At 72.7% G+C, this 17,407-nt stretch carries 19 protein-coding genes; 5 read left to right on the plus strand and 14 right to left on the minus strand.

Annotated features, from left to right (window positions below):
* Positions 1–639 precede the first annotated feature (639 nt).
* From ACLQ29_RS15935 to ACLQ29_RS15945, 3 genes are all read right to left on the minus strand, one after another.
* Positions 640–1,284: a response regulator gene (locus ACLQ29_RS15935; protein WP_425772312.1), complete on the minus strand. Its 645-nt coding sequence runs from the start codon at positions 1,282–1,284 to the stop codon at positions 640–642.
* The gene (locus ACLQ29_RS15940; RefSeq protein WP_425772313.1) at positions 1,275–2,438 is read right to left on the minus strand and encodes a sensor histidine kinase; all 1,164 of its coding nucleotides are present in this window, start codon (positions 2,436–2,438) and stop codon (positions 1,275–1,277) included. Before ACLQ29_RS15940 ends, ACLQ29_RS15935 begins: the two co-directional genes overlap by 10 nt.
* A gap of 72 nt (positions 2,439–2,510) precedes the next feature.
* Positions 2,511–3,296 carry a DedA family protein gene (locus ACLQ29_RS15945; protein WP_425772314.1) on the minus strand — a complete coding sequence of 262 codons (786 nt, stop codon included), beginning with the start codon at positions 3,294–3,296 and terminating at the stop codon, positions 2,511–2,513.
* 82 nt (positions 3,297–3,378) lie between these two features.
* On the opposite strand from ACLQ29_RS15945, the gene ACLQ29_RS15950 reads away from it, so the two are divergent.
* Positions 3,379–4,101, plus strand: a complete 723-nt coding sequence (locus ACLQ29_RS15950) for a carbon-nitrogen hydrolase family protein (protein WP_425772315.1) — start codon at positions 3,379–3,381, stop codon at positions 4,099–4,101.
* A gap of 36 nt (positions 4,102–4,137) precedes the next feature.
* Complete coding sequence (locus tag ACLQ29_RS15955; RefSeq protein WP_425772316.1) at positions 4,138–4,578, plus strand: VOC family protein; 441 nt, start codon at positions 4,138–4,140, stop codon at positions 4,576–4,578.
* Positions 4,579–4,667: 89 nt separating this feature from the next.
* On the opposite strand, the gene ACLQ29_RS15960 is transcribed toward ACLQ29_RS15955, so the two are convergent.
* The 6 genes from ACLQ29_RS15960 to ACLQ29_RS15985 form a co-directional block, all read right to left on the minus strand.
* Positions 4,668–5,543 (minus strand): alpha/beta fold hydrolase, encoded by an 876-nt coding sequence (locus ACLQ29_RS15960; RefSeq protein ID WP_425772317.1) that lies wholly within the window; start codon positions 5,541–5,543, stop codon positions 4,668–4,670.
* Positions 5,544–5,692: 149 nt separating this feature from the next.
* The gene (locus ACLQ29_RS15965) at positions 5,693–6,334 is read right to left on the minus strand and encodes a histidine phosphatase family protein (RefSeq protein WP_425772318.1); all 642 of its coding nucleotides are present in this window, start codon (positions 6,332–6,334) and stop codon (positions 5,693–5,695) included.
* A 33-nt stretch (positions 6,335–6,367) separates the two neighbouring features.
* Entirely contained in the window at positions 6,368–7,810 is a 1,443-nt protein-coding gene (locus tag ACLQ29_RS15970; protein ID WP_425772319.1) for a protein kinase domain-containing protein, read from the minus strand.
* A 98-nt stretch (positions 7,811–7,908) separates the two neighbouring features.
* A complete protein-coding gene (locus ACLQ29_RS15975; RefSeq protein WP_425772320.1) occupies positions 7,909–8,112 on the minus strand; it encodes a hypothetical protein in 204 nt (67 codons plus the stop codon).
* Positions 8,113–8,114: 2 nt separating this feature from the next.
* A complete protein-coding gene (locus ACLQ29_RS15980; RefSeq protein WP_425772321.1) occupies positions 8,115–9,179 on the minus strand; it encodes a LacI family DNA-binding transcriptional regulator in 1,065 nt (354 codons plus the stop codon).
* Positions 9,180–9,329: 150 nt separating this feature from the next.
* Entirely contained in the window at positions 9,330–10,262 is a 933-nt protein-coding gene (locus ACLQ29_RS15985; RefSeq protein WP_425772322.1) for an NADP-dependent oxidoreductase, read from the minus strand.
* A 77-nt stretch (positions 10,263–10,339) separates the two neighbouring features.
* Here ACLQ29_RS15985 and ACLQ29_RS15990 point away from each other — a divergent pair, with 77 nt between their 5' ends.
* Complete coding sequence (locus tag ACLQ29_RS15990; protein ID WP_425772323.1) at positions 10,340–10,741, plus strand: winged helix-turn-helix transcriptional regulator; 402 nt, start codon at positions 10,340–10,342, stop codon at positions 10,739–10,741.
* A gap of 33 nt (positions 10,742–10,774) precedes the next feature.
* Here the strand turns inward: ACLQ29_RS15990 and ACLQ29_RS15995 are convergent, their stop codons facing one another.
* The 3 genes from ACLQ29_RS15995 to ACLQ29_RS16005 form a co-directional block, all read right to left on the minus strand.
* On the minus strand, positions 10,775–11,617 hold the full coding sequence (locus ACLQ29_RS15995) for an SAM-dependent methyltransferase (RefSeq protein ID WP_425772324.1): 843 nt from the start codon (positions 11,615–11,617) through the stop codon (positions 10,775–10,777).
* Between the two features lie 89 nt (positions 11,618–11,706).
* A complete protein-coding gene (locus tag ACLQ29_RS16000; RefSeq protein ID WP_393369127.1) occupies positions 11,707–12,588 on the minus strand; it encodes a helix-turn-helix domain-containing protein in 882 nt (293 codons plus the stop codon).
* Positions 12,589–12,737: 149 nt separating this feature from the next.
* On the minus strand, positions 12,738–12,977 hold the full coding sequence (locus ACLQ29_RS16005) for a DUF397 domain-containing protein (RefSeq protein WP_393368818.1): 240 nt from the start codon (positions 12,975–12,977) through the stop codon (positions 12,738–12,740).
* 267 nt (positions 12,978–13,244) lie between these two features.
* Here ACLQ29_RS16005 and ACLQ29_RS16010 point away from each other — a divergent pair, with 267 nt between their 5' ends.
* Positions 13,245–13,895: a GGDEF domain-containing protein gene (locus ACLQ29_RS16010; protein ID WP_425772575.1), complete on the plus strand. Its 651-nt coding sequence runs from the start codon at positions 13,245–13,247 to the stop codon at positions 13,893–13,895.
* Positions 13,896–13,991: 96 nt separating this feature from the next.
* Here the strand turns inward: ACLQ29_RS16010 and rox are convergent, their stop codons facing one another.
* A complete protein-coding gene (gene rox / locus ACLQ29_RS16015) occupies positions 13,992–15,419 on the minus strand; it encodes a rifampin monooxygenase (RefSeq protein ID WP_425772325.1) in 1,428 nt (475 codons plus the stop codon).
* A gap of 155 nt (positions 15,420–15,574) precedes the next feature.
* Positions 15,575–16,594, minus strand: coding sequence for a phosphotransferase enzyme family protein (locus tag ACLQ29_RS16020; RefSeq protein ID WP_425772326.1), 1,020 nt, complete (start codon positions 16,592–16,594; stop codon positions 15,575–15,577).
* Between the two features lie 138 nt (positions 16,595–16,732).
* Between ACLQ29_RS16020 and ACLQ29_RS16025 the strand changes: the two genes are divergently transcribed.
* The gene (locus ACLQ29_RS16025) at positions 16,733–17,377 is read left to right on the plus strand and encodes a flavodoxin family protein (protein WP_425772327.1); all 645 of its coding nucleotides are present in this window, start codon (positions 16,733–16,735) and stop codon (positions 17,375–17,377) included.
* The last annotated feature ends 30 nt before the right edge of the window (positions 17,378–17,407 follow it).

A 17,407-nucleotide genomic window follows, 5' to 3' on the forward strand; every position in this document is an offset into this window, starting at 1 on the left:
CGAGACCAGCAACGGACAGCACACTCTTACGCATGATCGTGTTCATGGGGGTAGCTCCTTCGGGGGTAGGAACACCCGCGCCACGCCGATCGGGGAAACGGCGGTCACGGGTGTGAGCACCTCGTCCGGCGCTGCACAAAACAAGGGGAAGTCTTGGGGGTCGGCCGCCTGCGAGCGGTTGGGCTCGTGGCGCCGGGTCCATCTGTAACGGCCCGGGGGCCGGGGTCATTCCGGGGGTGGCCCATCGGTCGCGCTCTCGTGGAGGCGGTGCCCGGCTGGCCGTTCGTGGGGACTGCAACGACCGAGCGGGGGCGGGCATTCCCACCCCGAGGCACGGGGGCGCGAGCCGGTGTTGCTGCGATCGTCAGGATGTGTAACGACCCCGCCCCGGCCACGATTCCGGCCCACGGATGCGACCGGTCACAGCCCACAACTACCCTCGATCGGACAAACCACCCACACCACGCGGCATCCACGACCCCCGAGCCGCCGCCACCGGGCACGATCCACTCGCCTCAGCGGAAGTCGGAGACCACGGACACCGGACACCCGACACCCGGACATCACGGACACCGGGTTGATGACGTCCCGGCCGGGCCTGAGGATGCGGGGTCAGGCGCCCAGATAGCGATGCGGGGGTCAGGCGCCCAGATAGCGCAGCACCGCGAGGATTCGCCGGCTGTAACCTGTGGTCTCGCCGAGATCGAGCTTGTCGAAGATGGCGTTGACGTGCTTCTCCACCGCGCTCTGCGACACGTGCAACCGTTGCGCGACAGCGCTGTTCGTGTGGCCTTGGGCCATCTCGTGCAGGACGTCCCGTTCGCGCGGTGTGAGCCGCGCGAACGGGTCGGGCCGTTGCGAACCGGCCACCACCTGCCGAACCACCTCCGGGTCGAGTGCCGTGCCCCCGGCGGCCACCCGGTCCAGCGCGTCGAGGAAGTCGTCCACCTGGGCGACCCGGTCCTTGAGCAGGTAGCCGACCCCCTCGGGACGGTCCGCGAGCAAACGGCCGGCGAAGCGCCGCTCCACGTACTGGGAGAGCACCAGGACACCGGTTTCGGGCCAGCGTCGACGGATCTCCAGGGCGGCACGCAGCCCGTCGTCGGTGTGGGTGGGCGGCATCCGGACGTCGGTGACGACCACCTCCGGACGGGTTCGTCCGACCGCCTCGACCAGTTCGTCGGCAGTGCCGACCGCCGCGACCACCTCGTGCTCCTCCTCGGCGAGCAGCCGCGTCAGGCCCTCGCGGAGCAGGGTCGAGTCTTCGGCGAGGACTAGCCGCACGGCAGCTCCGCCAGCACGGTGGTCGGACCGCCGACCGGGCTGGTCACCAAGAGCCGGCCGTCGAGTGCGGCGACCCGTCGGGCCAGGCCGGCCAGGCCTCGCCCGGTGGGGTCCGCGCCGCCGACGCCATCATCGTGTACGCGCATCCGGACCCGCCCCTCCCGTACCCCGATCTCGACCGCGACCAGCGTAGCGGCGGCGTGCTTCGCGGCGTTGGTGAGCGCTTCGCAGGCCACGAAGTACAGCACCGTCTCGATCTGCCGCTCGGGGCGGATCGGCAGGTCGCAGTGGATCCGCACCGGCACCTCGGAACGACGGGCGACCATGGTGAGCACCGCACCGAGGTCGCTGCCCTCCAACGCCGACGGGTAGACCCGCCACGCCACCTCGCGCAGTTCCTCGACGGCCCGCTGCACGTCCTCGTGTGCCTGGGCGAGCAGGGCGGCGGTGCGGTCGGCGTCGCGGGCCCGCCGAGCGCGGCCGAGCAGCATGCCGAGGGCGACCAACCGCTGCTGGAGGCCATCGTGCAGGTCGCGTTCGATGCGCTGCCGTTCTGCGTCGACAGCGGCGAGGACCCCGGCCCGGCTGCTTGTCAGCTCGTCGACCCGCCGCGCCAGCTCGGCCCGACTTCCCGGGCCGAGCAGCCGCCGAGCCAGCCGGATGTCCAGCGCGGCGACGCTGGCGAGAGCTTGGACGTTGAGCAGCAGGAGAGCCACCCCGACGGCGACCTGTGCCAGTGTGTCGACAGGGGACAGTTCACCGCGTACCGCCGCGCGGAGCACGATGCCGGCCAAGACCAGGCCGACGCCGAGCATCGCGTACGCCAGGAGGCCGAGCACGCCGGGCAACAGTCGGGCCGCCAGGTAGCCGATCTGCCGGCGGGTAGCCACCAGGTGGACCGGGAGCGTTTCGCCCTCGGGGAGCAGCAGCCGATGGAGTCGGTCACGTTCCCGGCGGACGAGCCATCCGGCGTACCGCTGGGTGAGCCTGGTGACCCCACGAGCGGCCGTTGGCACGGGGGCGGACACGGCGGACGCGGCGGCCGCGACGACCAGGAAGGCAAGCTCGACAGCGGCGGTCACGCTGCCGGCGGCGACGCCGAGCGGCAGTCGGAGACGGGTCCACCACCTGTCGATCCGAGACTCCCCGGTCACCTGCCCTCCCCTCCCGTGCCGAGTCCGCCGTCGATGGCCCTGCTCCAACAGGTGGAGCAGAGCCAGGAAGGGCTAGCGCTCGTCCGAGGTCCACGAACCGCTTCGGTAGAGGGTGCCGCGCCCGCCCGGGTCGGGCACGCCGAGCGCCGGCTCGCCGCGACCGGCATCGGCCGGCTCGGGGTCGCGGGCGGCCCGGCGGGCGCGCAGCACGCGGGACCCGACGAACCAGGCGGCCGCCGCCGCGCAGACCACGATCACCACTTTCTGCAGCGTGCCCGCGTACCCCTCGACGAGGTGCCAGTTGTCGCCGAGCAGATAGCCGGCGAGCACGAATGTGGTGTTCCAGATCAGGCTGCCCAGCGTGGTGAAGAGCAGGAAGGTGCCCACCGGCATGCGCTCCACCCCGGCCGGGATGGAGATCAGGCTCCGGAAGATCGGGATCATCCGGCCGAAGAAGACGGCCTTCACACCGTGCCGGAGGAACCACGCCTCGGTCCGGTCCACGTCGCTGAGCTTCACCAGCGGCAGCCGGGCCACGATGGCGCGCATCCGGTCGCGGCCCAGCGATGCGCCGACCAGGTAGAGCGCCATCGCGCCCACCGCCGAGCCCAGCGTGGTCCAGAAGATCGCACCGACCAGACTCATCCGGCCCTGCGCCGCGACGAACCCGGCCAGCGGCAGGATCACCTCGCTGGGGATCGGCGGGAACAGGTTCTCCAGCGCCACGGCCAGGCCGGCGCCCGGCCCGCCGAGCCGCTCCACCAGGTCGGTGACGTAACCGACGAGGCCACCCTGCGGTGGTTCCGCCGCGGCGGTGGGGGTTCCGGTGGCGAGCAAGGCGTGGGACGTTCGAATCATGCGCCCACCGTACGAAGTGATCCTGAGAGCCGACCATGCGGTTGACCGCCCGGCCGCGCGACTCGACCACACCGCTGGGGGTGTGGAAAACCGCACCCCACTGCGGCTCGCCGTCGCGCAGCCGCGGTGCGTACCCCGGGATGTCGCGGAGAACGCGCGGACGCACGCCGCCGCGGTCCGCGCGGCGCGCGCCCGGGTGGTGGTCTTTCCCGAGCTGTCCCTGACGGGGTACGAGTTGGACGCGCCGGTCGTGCCGGTCGACGACCCGCGGTTGGTGCCGCTTGTCGAGGCGTGCGCCGAGACGGACACGGTGGCCCTGGTCGGCGCGCCGGTCGCCGGCGACCACATCGCGGTGCTGGCGGTGACCGGCGCCGGAGTGACGCTGGCCTACCGGAAGATGTGGCTGGGCGCCGCCGAGGCCGATCGGTTCCGGCCGGGCGAGGCGCCGGTCGTGCTGGACGTGGACGGCTGGCGGGTGGGGTTGGCCGTCTGCAAGGACACCGGCGTCACCGCGCACGCGGAGCGGACCGCGGCGCTCGGCATCGACGTCTACGCGGCGGGTGTGCTGGAGTCCGCGCGCGACGCCGCCGTGACCGACCAGCGGGCGCACCGGATCGCCACCGCCCACCGGGTCTGGGTGGCGGTGGCGAGCTTCGCCGGCTCGACCGGCGGTGGCTACACCGAGGCGGCCGGACGGTCCGGGGTGTGGACGCCGGAGGGACAGGTCCTCGCGCGCGCGGGCACCGAGCCGGGAGAGTCGGTAGGCGTGACCCTCCCCGACACTGTGGGAAGCGGCGCCGGCTGACGCGCACGTGTCGTACGCCTCGGGCAGAATCGGCTGATGAGCACCGTCCCCTCCCGCCTGTCCGTGGTCACGCTGGGAGCACGCGACATCGGCGCGCTGCGGTCCTTCTACCGGTCCCTGGGGTGGCCCGAGCTGCCGGCCAGCGACGACGGCTGGTCGGCCTTCCTGCTCGGTGGCGTCCTGTTCGCGCTCTTCCCCCTGCCGGAGCTGGCCGCCGAGGCGGCGCCGGGCGTGCCCGGTCCGGCGGGAGGTTGGTCCGGCGTCACCCTGGCCTGCAATGTCGACAGTCGCGGGGAGGTCGACAGGGCCTTCGCCGCTGCGGTCGAGGCGGGCGCGGCGGTGGTGGCGGAGCCGACCGACCGGCCCTGGGGTGGGCGCTCCGGTTACATCGCCGACCCGGAGGGCAACCGCTGGGAGATCGCCTGGGCCGGCTCGGCCCGCTTCGACGAGCGCGGTGCGCTCGTCGGGTTCGGCTGAGTGGCTGGTGTTTGCGCCTCGACCGCACCGCGGGGTCTGGCCCAGCACTGCGGCCACGCCGAAACAATGCGGCCGAGTAGTTCGGGCGGTCAGCCCGCTTCCAACACCTCCCGCAACCGTGCCGCGAACTCCTCCGGCTTGCCCGCATAGCCGAACTCGCCCCCGAGGAAGCCACCGTGGTGACTCGGGAACACCACGGCCTCCTGGCCGAGCAGGGCCGCCAGGCCGAGGGCCGTCCGCGCGGTGTACGTCCCGGCCGACTCCTCGCCGACGGCGACCACGATCCGGGTCGGCGCCGAGGTGAGCCGGCTCGCGTCGGGCCGGTAGTCGCTGATCGCCCAGGACAGGTCCGACAGCAGCGGGTCGTCGCGGTTGCCGTCGTCCTCGGTGGACAGGCCGAACATCACCGGGTCCGGCGCGGACTGGGCGAAGTAGGCGTCGGTGAACTCGCCCTGCCACGACGTCATCGCGATGAACGCGGCCATGCCCGCGCCCGCGCCCTTCGTCTGGTACGCCTGGTAGAAGTCGGCCCGAGCGCGTTCGGCAGCCCCGGCGTCGGCAAGCACGGCGTTGATCGGCGGCTCGTGCGCCACCAACGTGACGACGTCGCCCGGGTAGGCCGCGACGAGTTCGAGCGCCGTCACCGCGCCGCCGCTGCTGGCGAACAGGTCGACCGGGCCGGCCCCGAGGGCCTCGATCAGGCGGTGCAGGTCGGCCGCCTGCTGCTGCGGCGTGTGGTCGGTGCGGCCGTCCGTGCGGACACTACGGCCGAGGCCGCGCGGGTCGTAGGTGACCACGGTGCGGTCCGTGAAGAGCGGGGCGAGCGCGGTGAAGCCCTCCGCGGCCATCGGTTGACCGATCATGAGCAGGACGGGGCGCCCGCCGGACGGGGGCAGCGGACCGCGGACGTCGTAGACCAGGTCGACGCCGGACACGGCGAGGGTGTGCGTCTGCGTTGTCGTCATGCCGGTGAGACTACGGCCGGCGGAAACCGATGGGCGAGCACGCCGTGCCGGCGATCTCGGCCCGGCACGGCCCCTACTGGAGGCCCGGCACGGCCCCTACTGGAGGCCCGGCACGGCCCCTACTGGAGGCCCGGCACGGCCCTACTGGATCACGCTCTGGCCCAGCCGCCCAGGTCGCCGAAGCGGCGCAGCGTCCACCGGGCCGGCGGCCAACCGCCGGGGTCGTGATCGGTGGTCCACTCGGTGATCGAGGCCGGGGCGACGTCCAGGTCGAACGCCCGAAAGATCGGCTGCGCGGCGAGCGCGTGGAAGGCGCCCTCGACGGTCTCGCTGTGACCGACAAGCACCACTGTGGCGCCCCGGTGTCGATGCGCGATTTCCATGATCGCGCGGCTGACCCGGACCACCAGCTCGGCCCAGCTCTCGTTGCCCTCCTCGAAGGGTCGGAACACACCCCCACCGGCCACCGCGTGGTCGGTCCGGAAGCGGGCGGTCGGCAGGCCGTCGGCGTACGGGGGTGTGTGCCAGGTGCACAGACCGCAGTCGGCCACCGGTCGGACGCCGAGCGCCGCGCCGATCGGTTGCGCGGTCTCGACGGCTCGGCGCAGGACGGACGAGTAGACGGCCACCGGTCCGTCGCCAGCGACGTCATGGGAGAGCCGGTTGGCCAGGTCGTGTGCCTGCTCGTGGCCGAGGGCGGTGAGGCCCCGGCAACCACGCGGCCCACCCACGATTCCCTCGACCTGGTGAAGCGACTCGCCGTGCCGTACGAAGATCAGACGTGTCCGCATCGGCACATCATGCCAGCGGCGTCGACAGCGCTGTCAGTCGTCCGTACGGCCGGTGGAGAAGCTGCTGGCCCGGGTCAGCAGAGCGTCCAGTTGGGCGCCCGTCTGCGCTGGCAGCCGGTCGCGTTCCACCAGCTCGGCGAGGTGTTCGCGCAACTCGGTGACCCGTTTGGCCCGGTCCCTGGTGTGCCGGTTCAGGTCGGTGAGGTCGTCGCGCAGGTCTTCGGCGGTCTTCCAGTCGACGTCGCCGCGGGCGACCGCCCCGGCGAGGACCGCGGCGAACTCGCTCGTCACCTCCCGGAGGCTGACCGGCACCTGCCCGGTGGTCGGGGGCGCGGTGCTGGCGCTGGGTCGGGGCGCTGCCGGCGTCGGCGAGTGCGTGGTGGGCGCGGGTTTTGGAGCGGAGGACGACGGCGGGGCGGCCACCTGGGGTGAGGTGGGCGCGCTCGGTGTGCCCAACGGCCCCTCGGCGAGCAGGGCGCCGACGCCGACCAGCACGGCGAGGCCGGCCGCGACCAGCACGGCGAGGGGTCGACGTGAGCGGCGGCGGATGGGCTCGGCGGCGACCGGGGCGGGACGGACCGCCGAGCGGTCGATCAGGGTGGGCGGGTGCGCCACGGGCTGGATGCGCAGCAGCTCGGTGGGCGGCTCGACAGGTTGGCCGGCGCCGAAGCGGCGGGCCAGGTGCGCGGCGCTCGGCCGGTCGGCCGGGTTTGCGGCCAGGCAGGCGAGGGTCAGCTCGGCGATGTCGGCGGGGAGGCCGGGCACCCGCAGCGGCGGCACCGGAGTGCCGCGCCGATGCACCTCGAGGGCGTCCTCCCAGCTCTGCACCGGCAGCGGCGCCTGCCCGGTGAGGGTGCGGTAGAGCAGCGCGCCGAGGGCGTAGACGTCGCTGGCCGGATCGGGCGGGCCCGCGGTCAGTCGCTCCGGGGCGAAGTAGGCAGGGGTGCCCATCAGGGGCTCGCCGGACTGGCCGTCGAGTCCGCCGAGCGCGGCGATGCCGAAGTCGAGCACTTTGGCACCGGTGTCGGTGAGCATGACGTTGCCCGGTTTGACGTCGCGGTGCACGACGCCGATGCGGTGCGCGGCGGCGAGCGCGGCGGCGATCTGCCCGGCCACCCGGACCGCCTCCGGCCAGGGCAGCGGCCCGTTCCGCAGGCGGTCGGCCAGGTTGTGACCGTCGACGAGCTCCATCACCAGGTACGGCACCACGACGCCGCCGGCCAGGGTCGCCTCGGCGTAGTCGTACACCTGGGTCACGTGTGGGTGGGTCAGCCGGGCGGCCGCGCGGGCCTCGCGTTGGATGGTGGCCCGCAGTTGCGGGTCGGCGGCGAGCTGCCCGGCGAGGACCTTTATCGCGACCGGTCGGCCGAGCACGTCGTCGTCGGCCCGCCACACCTCGGACATGCCACCGAGACCGATCCGCTCGTGCAGCACGTAGCGGTCGTGGAGACGGAGGGTGGGCATGAAGGGTGACATGGCCTCACCAGTCTGCCTGGCCACGCCCCACTCGACCACCCTGCGTGCCCGGACCCACACTGTTCGTCCCGTGCGTACCGGAATGAGTTTCGACCGGGTCAGGAGCAGCGGGGCGCGGCGGGCAGCGGTCGCGGCTGGATGCGGTCGGCGAGCCGGCGCAGGGCGACCGCGGCGGCCTGCCGGGTCGGGGCGAGCAGGGCCGGACGGACGCGTTCGACCTGGACCGGGGCGTCCGGTCGGGCCGAGTTGACGTGCCGGTTCATGGCGTCGAGCGCGGTGACGTATCCGGTGGGAAGTTCCATGGTCAGCTCCTCGGGACAGGTCCGGTGGAGGCCCGGACGACGAGTGTGGTGGGCAACAACACATGGCCGGCCGCGGCGTCCGCGGGCGGGTCGAGCAGGAGTTCGGCGGCGATGCGGCCCTTCTCCTCGGCGGGCTGCCGGACCGTGGTGAGGCCGGCCGCGGCGGCCTCGGGGACATCGTCGAAACCGGTCACCGAGACGGCCGGTCGGGTGCTGCCCGGCTGCCGCTCGAGGGCGTCGAGCACACCGAGAGCGAGCACGTCGGAGCCGGCCAGCACGGCGGTCGGCGGCGTCGGTGAGTCGAACAGGCCGGCGACGGCGGCGGCTGCCGCCTGGCGACTGTTGCCCGGTGCGTTGAGCAGGGTCAGGTCGGCCCACTCGACGCCGACCTCGGCGAACGCGTCGGCGAATCCGGCGAGCCGGCCCCGGGTGGTGGGGTGCCCCGCCTCGTGCACACCGGACAGGCGGAGCGGGCCGGCGGGGGCGTCGGGGACGACGGAATCGGCGAGCAGCGCCACCCGGCGATGACCGAGGCCGGCCACGTGTGCGGCGACACCACGCGCGGCGGCGCGCTCGTCGATGCCGACGAACCGCTCGTCCGGGCCGGCGTCGTCGCGGGCGGCGGTGCTGACGAACGGCAGCCCGCGGGCGCGGATCACGTCCAATGCCCATTTTTCGTCGGCCACGCAGTAGACGCAGAACCCGTCGACGGCGGCGTTCTCCACCGCCCGCCGGGCGTCGGTCACGGCCGGCGGCAGCGGCACCAGCAGCATGCTGGTGCCGTGCCGCTCGGCGGCCACACCGACCCCGGCGAGGAAGCGGACCGCGAACGGGTCGGTGAAGGCGTACGACAGGTGCGAGGTGAACAGCACGCCGATCGACCCGACGAAGCCCCGGCGTAGGGACCGTGCGGTGGGGTTGGGGCCGGGGTAGCCGAGTTGCCGGGCGGCGTCCAGGATCCGCTCGCGCAGGGTGGCCGAGAGCTGGTCGGGGCGGCTGTAGGCGTTGGACACGGTGCTGCGGGAGACGCCGACGGCGTCGGCCACGGCCTGCAGGGTCGGCTTCACCGGCACCCTCTCTGCATCGATTCAGTCTGTATCGATACAGAGACTAGCTCGACCAGTCGGCGTCGGTCAATACGTGGATCCGGACCCGGAATCCGCCGCCGCGGGCGAGCACGTCGGAACCGGCCAGCACGGCGGTCGTCGGCGTCGGCCTCAGGGCTCCAGCACCAGGCGCCCCCGCAACCCCCCGGCGGCCAGCCGCTGGTGTGCCGCCGCCACGTCGCTCAGCGGCAGCCGTCCGGCCAGCCGCAGACTGAGCTGGCCAGTGTCGACAAACGCCGACAGTTCGGCCAGGAGCGCACCGTCGGCGTGGACCTCCTGCACGACGACCCGGGTCGCGCGCAGCGGCGGCGGGGCGAACGGCGCCACGAGCGCGACGAACACTCCCCCACCCCGCAAGGCCTCGTGCGCGGCGACGCCGACGACCGCCGCGTCGACCACCGCGTCCACCCCGCCCGGTACCACCGCGCGCACCGCCGTCCCGAGCCGGTCGGTCCGCGCCACGAACCAGTCCGCGCCCAGCGAACGGACCAACTCCTCGTCCCGCGCGTCGGCCACGGCGACGGTCCGGATGCCGCGCAACGCGGCCAGTTCGAGCAGAAGCCCACCCACCCCGCCGGCCGCGCCGGTGACCAGCAGCGTGCGCCCGGCGTCCAGGCCGGTGAGGGCGAGCGACCGGGCCGCGGTGAGACCGATCAACGGCAGCGTCGCCGCGACCTCCGGGGCGACGGTACGCGGTGCCCGCGCCACCGCCCACTCGTCCAACACCACCCACTCGGCCTGGGTTCCGGGGGCGGACAGCAGGTCCCGCAGACCGATCACCGCGGCACCCACCGCGAACCGTCGCACTCCCGGCCCGACCGCGTCCACAGTCCCCGCCACATCCCAGCCCAGCCCCACGACGGGCAACGGGGGCAGCAGGCCGGCCGCGGTCAACGCGCCACTGCGGGTGGACAGGTCGATCCGGTTGACGCCGGCGGCGGCGACGCGCACCCGTAGTTGCCCCACCCCCGGCTCCGGTTCGGGCCGGTCGGCTATCTCCAGGACCTCGGGGCCGCCGAACCGGCGGACGATCACAGCTCTCATGCCAACGACGTTAGAAGCGTTAGCATCCGGCGAGAAGAAGGCACCGCGAGGTGCCCTGGGTACCCGGGAGGGAAACGATGGCCACCATGACCGCCGGCGAACGCCGCGAGCGGGACCGGCGCTCGTACAACGCCTTCCTGGCCGAGTGCCCGGGTCACGAACTGCTCGCGACGCTCAGCGACAAGTGGTTGACGCTTGTGGTGAGCGCGCTCGCCGACGGGCCGCGACGGCACAGCGAACTGGCCCGCACCGTGGCCGGGGCAAGTCAGAAGATGCTCACCCAGACGCTGCGCAAACTGGAGCGCGACGGCCTGGTCAGCCGGTCGGTGACCGTCGGCGTGCCGGCTCGGGTCGACTACCAGCTCACCCCGCTGGGCGAGAGCCTGCTGCCGGTGCAGCGGGCGATCAAGGCGTGGGCCGAGACGCACATCGGTGCGGTGCACGCCGCGCGGGCCCACTACGACGCCCCGGGGAGCTGAACGCCTCCACTCGGGAGGCGTCGCCCGGCCGGGTCAGGGAAGGCGGGCGACCGCGCCGTACACGCTCACCTCGACGGGCGAGGGACGTGGCGGCGGCTCGCTCTCCGCCCGCCACTCGGCGACCGAGACGATGCCCGGCTCGACCATGTCGAGACCGGCGAAGAAGCGGGCGAACTCGTCACTGCCGCGTAGGTTGATCAGCCCGTGCGGGCCGCCTTCTCGGGCTCTCGCCCGGAAGTCGGCGGCGACCGCCGGCGGAAGGTAGTCGTGGGTGCCGTGCGAGGCGGCCAGGTAGCTGCCGGGCGGCAGCGCGTCGAGCACCTGCCGCACCAACGCGTACGGGTCGTCCTCGTCGGGCAGGAAGTGCAGGACCGCGACCAGCATGAGCGCGACCGGCTGCGACAGGTCGATGGCGCGGGTCAACTCCGGGTGCGCGAGGATCCGCTGCGGGTCGCGCAGGTCGGCGTCGATGTAGGCGGTGGCGCCCGCCGGCGAGCTGCTCAACAGCGCGCGGGCGTGGGCCAGCACGATCGGGTCGTTGTCCACGTAGACCACCCGGGACTCCGGTGCGATGGCCTGGGCGACCTCGTGGGTGTTGTTGGCGGTCGGGATGCCGGTGCCGATGTCGAGGAACTGCCGGATGCCCGCCTCACGGGCCAGGTAGCCCACCGCCCGCTGCAGGAAGCGGCGGTTCTCCAGGGCGGCGGTGCGAACGGTCGGAAAGGCGGCCGTTATCGCGTCGCCGGACTCACGGTCGGCCTGGAAGTTGTCCTTGCCGCCCAGCCAGTAGTTGTAGCGGCGCGCCGGGTGCGGCACCGAGGTGTCGATCCGGTCGCTCGGCGAGCCGGCCGTCGTGCCCGCAGCATCGGTGGTCAAGGCATCCCCCGCAATGACGAGTGTCCACTGTCGCCGTTCGCGGACCATGGTAGTGCCACGTCGGGTCGGGCCGGGGCCCCACCCGACGATCACGCGGGATAGAGGTCGTCCAGCAGCCGGCCGAGAATCTCCGCCGTACGCTCGGGTGGCTCGGCCTCGACACAGAGCCGTTCCATGGCCACCGCGTAGTAGTCCAGGTCGTCGCGCTTGTCGAGGTAGATCGCGCTGGTGAGCTGTTCGATGTAGACGATGTCGGGCAGTTCCTGGTCACCGAAGCGCAGGATGGTGAAGGCGCCCCCGGCGGCGGCGTGACCCCCGGCGGCGAACGGGATCACCTGGAGCCGGATGTTCGGGGATTTGGTCGCCTCGATGAGTGCGGTGAGCTGGCCACGCATGACCTCGGCGCCACCTATCGGTCGGCGCAACGCCGCCTCGTCCACCACGGCCCAGAGCTGCGGCGGGCTGTCCCGGTGCAGCAACTGCTGACGCTGCATCCGCAGGGCGACGCGTCGGTCGATCTCGCCCGGACCGGCCGTGCCGTGCCCGAGCAGCACGACAGCCCTGGCGTACTCCCGGGTCTGCAACAGGCCGGGCACGAATTGCACCTCGTAGCTGCGGATCAGCGCGGCCGCGGCCTCCAGGCCGAGGTACGACTGGAACCAGGTCGGCAACACGTCCCCGTAGCGGTGCCACCAGCCGGGACTGTTGGCGTCTCGGGCGAGCTTGAGCAAGGCGTCACGCTCGTGTTCCTCCGTGACGCCGTAGAGGGTCAGCAGGTCGGAGACGTCGCGCTCCTTGAAACCGACCCGGCCCAGCTCCATCCGGCTGATCTTGGATTCGGAGGAGCGGATCTCCCAGCCGGCGCCCTCGCGGGTCACCCCGCTGGACTCCCGCAGACGGCGCAACTGGGCGCCGAGCAGCATCCGGAGCACCGTCGGCCCGGTTGTCGGGCCACCCTCGGCAGGAACCATCGTCACGTGCGGACCTCCGGACACCAACCCGTGATGGCCGGGCACCCCGGCCCGGCCGACGTGTAAGCATGCCATGGACCGACAGTGAGGTGAACTCCTCCGGACCGGCGATTCGGTCCCGTCGCCGGGACGCTCCCGCTGACGAACGGTCAGTTGATGAGGTGATCGAAGTCGCCGTCTCGGGCACCGAGCACGAAGGCGGTTATCTCGTCCACCGTGTAGATCAGTGCCGGCCCCTCCGGGTGTCGCGAGTTGCGGACCGCGATGCCCGCTCCTTCGGGCAGTTCGGCGAGTTCGACACAGTTGCCGCTGGGGTTGCTCCGGCGGCTCTTCTGCCAGGTCAACGGGGGCAACTGGTGGATCGGTACGCCATTGGGTGGCTGCTGCATGGAGGCGTCTTTCTGCTCACGAGCCCGCCGGTGGCCGTGGGAGGAGCGGTGACGGCGAGGGGGGTGCCATATCGACATCGGACGGTCATGCACGTGCATCTGCTATTGCATCTGCACCGGACGGCGAGCATGATAACGCACGTGATCGGTGGCCATCCGTTCACTATGAGTTACCCCCGCAGGGGCAACTATCAGGCAAAACGTGGCCCCGACGCGGCACGCCGCGTCGAGGAGAGGCTGGAGGCGGTCGAGGCGATGGGAGGGTTCGTGCCGGATCCGATGAGTGTCGCCTCCGGCATCTGTGCCGCTGGCGCCCTGCTCTCCTCCTGGCAACTGCGCCGCCGGGCGCTGCGCGCCGAGGCCGAGATCGGGCACCTCCACGCCGAGCTGGCCGCCGAACGGCACGCCGCGAGTCACGACCCACTCACCGGGCTGCCCAATCGCCGCGCCTTCTACCGCCTCGCGGCCACCCTGCTCACCGACGCGGCCGGCGAGCCGCTGATCGCCGTCGTGCTCGACCTCAACGACTTCAAACAGATAAACGACCAGTACGGGCACGCCGCCGGCGACCAGGTGCTGATCAGTGTGGCCGAGCGGCTCGCCGGCTTCGCCGGGGACAACCTCGTCGCCCGCCTCGGCGGAGACGAGTTCGCGGGACTGCTCTCCACCCCCACCGTCGACCGGCGCTGGATCGAGCACGCCACCCGCCGCCTGAGCGAGACCGTCGCCGCGCCGATCCGGCTGAGCGGATGCAGCGTCCGGGTCACCGCGTCCGTCGGGCTCGCCCCGGTGACCGGTCCGGCCCAGCTCACCGACGCGCTCAGCCGTGCCGACGCGGCCATGTACCAGGCGAAGAGCCTCGGCGGCGCCCGGTCACCCCGGCAACTCGTCGACAGCGCCCGCCTGGCCGAACGCTGACCGACGTCGACCCGGCGGGGTCACCGCCGAGCCGTGACGACGGCTCCCGACTCGTCGCGGGCTCGACGACCACCGGCTCCGCGCGGGGCAGACCGATCAGCTGACGGGCACGCCGAACCACCTGGGCAGGTGGCCGAGCAGGCCCGTCTGGTCGTCGCCCACCCACGCCACATGGCCGTCCGGTCGCAGCAGTACGGCGGGCACGTCCAATTCGTCGCTGACGTCGACGACGTGGTCGACCCGGTCCGACCACCCGGCGACGGAGAGCCGACCGGTCTGGTCGAGCAGCAGTCCGCGCCCGGCGTGCATCAGCTCGTAGAGGCGCCCTCGCCGCAGCCGCACATCGCGCAGGTGTCGGCCGAGCAGGTCGTGGCCCTCGCCGACGTCGTAGCGGACCCCGATCGCGGTGATCTTCTCGAGCAGGTACCGGTTGACGTCCTCGAAGTCCAACAGCTCCGACAACAACCGGCGCACCGCCCGAGGGCCGGGCTGGGGCGACAGCAGCTCCATCTGCGCGCGGGTGTTGTTCAACACGTCGGAGGCCACCGGGTGCCGCTCGGTGTGGTAGCTGTCCAGCAGCCCCTCCGGCGCCCAGCCGTCGATCTCGGCGGCCAACTTCCAGCCAAGGTTGAACGCGTCCTGGATTCCGAGGTTGAGGCCCTGTCCCCCGGTCGGCGGATGGATGTGCGCCGCGTCCCCGGCCAGCAACACCCGGCCGACCCGGTAACGCTCGGCCAGCCGGGTGGCGTCGCCGAAGCGGGAGAGCCAGCGCGGTGAGTGGACGCCGAAGTCGGTGCCCGCGTACACCCGCAGTTGGTCTTTGAAGTCCCCGATGGTCGGCGGGACCGCGCGGTCCTCGGCCACCCCCTCGGCGGGGACGAGGACGCGGTAGACCCCGTCGCCGAGGGGCCCGAGACCGAATCGGAGATGGGTCTTGCGGACCTCGGCCACGACCTCCGCCACCGCCTCCGGTGGCACCCCCACCTCCATCTCGCCCAGCAGGGTGTCGACCCTCGAAGGCTCACCCGGGAAACCGACGCCGAGCAGCTTGCGTACGGTGCTGCGGCCACCGTCGCAACCGACGAGGTAACGCCCGCCCAACCGCGTGCCATCGGCCAGCTCCACGGTCACCCCGTGGTCGTCCTGGCTCAGCCCGACCAGCTCGCTGCCGCGCCGGATCTCGACGCCGACGTCGCTGGCGTGCTCGTCCAGCAGGCGGTCGGTGCTGGTCTGCGGAATGCCGAGGACGTACGCGTGCGCGGTGTCCAGCCCGCCCGGCGACGGCTTGGGAATGGCCGCGAAGAAGCCGCCGACCGGGTGCCGCGTGCCGAGCGCGAGGAACCGCTCCAGCAGACCGCGCTGGTCCAGCACCTCGAGGCTGCGCGCGTGTAGGCCGAGCGCGCGGACGTACCTGGTCGGCTCGGTCTGCTTCTCCACCACGAGCGGACGCAACCCGTGCAGCCGCAACTCGCTGGCCAGCCACAAGCCGGTCGGTCCACCGCCAGCAATGATCACATCGAGCACAGAATCCCCCGATTTTCCCGAGTTTGGGCTTCGGCTGAAAATTCTGCTGCACCACCCGGGTCTTGCCGCAAGGCCCCGGCTGCGCTATATGGTGGGAGTGGCGAGGGGACGACCCCCTCGCCTTTGTTCTTGCCAAACCCGGACGTGGTCGCCGCTCAGCGCCGGTGCTCAAGGTCGCGCAGCGCCGCGACGGCGAGGGTGACCAGACCTACCGGCGACACCAGTCCCCGCACGATTCGCGCCGCTCGGTCCCGGTCGGGCGCCTCGGCGTTCGGGTCCAACGCCTGGCGGGTCCAGTCACTGAGGTCGTCGAGCGCGCGGACCGCGAGGAACCATGCCAGGCGGGCCGGGTCGATGTCCGCCGGACCGTAGCCGGTGAGTACGGCGCGCTGCTGCCCGGCGGTGACCGGCGCGAACGCGCGGACCCCACCCCGGACGAACATCAGGTCACACTCGGGCGGCGCGAGCACGGCGTCGTCCCAGTCGATCAGCCACACCCGCCCGCCCGCGCCGAGCAACAGGTTGCCCAGGTGCGGGTCGCCGTGACAGACGACAGGTGCGGGCCCATCACGCAGGGAGGCGGCCCCGCGCTCAACCTCACCGGTCAGTGCGCGCACCCGGTCGGCCGCCGTGGACCACACCGCCGCGAGCTCGGCGAGCACCGGACCGGCGGGGTCGGCCGGGTCGGGGTCGCGCAGCCGCTCGGCCATCGCGCGGGTCGCGGCGACGATCGAGGGGTACGCGGCGCCGCCCGACGGCAGCAGCCGGCTCAGTTCGTCGGTCACCGGCACCGCGTGCACGGCCGCCAGCACCTCGCCGTACGCCTGCCAGTGCGCGTCGGTCATCGGGCCGTCGAGCGCCCGCTGGTCGGAGACCCACGGCACCACCGAGAGGCGGTGGCCGTCGTGGTCGACGGACAGGTCTCCGTCGCGGGTCCGCAACGGCGCGGCGATGCCCGGCACTCCCTGTCCGACCAGGTACGCCGGCACGGCCAGACCGGCCGAGGTGCCGCCGCCGCTGAGCTTGACCGCGTACCGGACGCCGTCGGTGGTGGACGTCAGCCACAGTCGGGCGTGCTCGTCCGCGCCGTGGGTCACCCGCTCCATCGTCATCAGCCGGAGACCGAAGTCCGCCCGGACCCACTCGGCCACCTGCCTTGCGACGTCTTCGCTCATGCGGACATGGTGCCAGCGGTGTCCGGGGTGTCGTAACGGTCGTCCCACAGCCGGCGGCCGGATGCGAGTGGGGGGTGTCCGGGGCCACTGTCCGGGTATGAGACAGCGGCCCCAGACAACTGCCGGGAAGGAACCGACGTGGCGACGATTCGCGCCCTCGTGCTCAACTGCACCCTCAAGCCGTCACCGGCCCCGTCCAGCTCCGAGCAGCTCGGTCGGGAGGTGCTGGCCGAGTTGGCCGCGCAGGGCGTCGAGGGCGAGCTGGTCCGGGTCGTCGACCACGACGTGCGCTTCGGGGTATCCACGGACGAGGGCGACGGCGACGGCTGGCCGGCGATCCGTGCCAAGCTGCTGGCGGCCCAGGTGCTCATCATCGCCACGCCGATCTGGCTCGGTCAGCCGGCCAGCGTCTGCAAGATGGTCCTCGAACGCCTGGACGCCGAGCTGTCCGAGACCGACGACGCCGGTCGGCTGCTCACCTACGGCAAGGTGGCCGGCGTCGCCGTCGTCGGCAACGAGGACGGCGCGCACCACACCATCGGCGAGGTGCAGCAGGCGCTCAACGAGGTCGGATTCACCCTCGCCGCCGCCGCCGCGACCTACTGGGTCGGCGAGGCACTGCACAAGGTGGACTACCGCGACGTCGGTCCCAAGCCCGACACGACCGGCCGCACCACGAAGGCCCTGGCACTCAATACCGCGCACCTGGCACGACTGCTCGCCGACCGGCCGTACCCACCGCCCGACGCGCAGGGCGCCGCGGTCGGCCCGAGCCGCGAGTAGGCACGCACCGAGCACCACCGTCAGCGCCCG

Source organism: Micromonospora sp. DT228 (genome assembly GCF_049841595.1).
Taxonomy (GTDB): domain Bacteria; phylum Actinomycetota; class Actinomycetes; order Mycobacteriales; family Micromonosporaceae; genus Micromonospora.

Bases quoted from the DNA above. Each gene is read 5' to 3' on its own strand.
- ACLQ29_RS15960 (WP_425772317.1), bottom strand. From the start codon at position 5,543: ATGACGACAACGCAGACGCACACCCTCGCCGTGTCCGGCGTCGACCTG.
- ACLQ29_RS15990 (WP_425772323.1), top strand. From the start codon at position 10,340: ATGGCCACCATGACCGCCGGCGAACGCCGCGAGCGGGACCGGCGCTCG.
- ACLQ29_RS15945 (WP_425772314.1), bottom strand. From the start codon at position 3,296: ATGATTCGAACGTCCCACGCCTTGCTCGCCACCGGAACCCCCACCGCC.
- ACLQ29_RS15970 (WP_425772319.1), bottom strand. From the start codon at position 7,810: ATGTCACCCTTCATGCCCACCCTCCGTCTCCACGACCGCTACGTGCTG.
- ACLQ29_RS15985 (WP_425772322.1), bottom strand. From the start codon at position 10,262: ATGAGAGCTGTGATCGTCCGCCGGTTCGGCGGCCCCGAGGTCCTGGAG.
- ACLQ29_RS15975 (WP_425772320.1), bottom strand. From the start codon at position 8,112: ATGGAACTTCCCACCGGATACGTCACCGCGCTCGACGCCATGAACCGG.
- ACLQ29_RS16005 (WP_393368818.1), bottom strand. From the start codon at position 12,977: ATGCAGCAGCCACCCAATGGCGTACCGATCCACCAGTTGCCCCCGTTG.
- ACLQ29_RS16000 (WP_393369127.1), bottom strand. From the start codon at position 12,588: ATGGTTCCTGCCGAGGGTGGCCCGACAACCGGGCCGACGGTGCTCCGG.
- ACLQ29_RS15965 (WP_425772318.1), bottom strand. From the start codon at position 6,334: ATGCGGACACGTCTGATCTTCGTACGGCACGGCGAGTCGCTTCACCAG.
- ACLQ29_RS15955 (WP_425772316.1), top strand. From the start codon at position 4,138: ATGAGCACCGTCCCCTCCCGCCTGTCCGTGGTCACGCTGGGAGCACGC.
- ACLQ29_RS16020 (WP_425772326.1), bottom strand. From the start codon at position 16,594: ATGAGCGAAGACGTCGCAAGGCAGGTGGCCGAGTGGGTCCGGGCGGAC.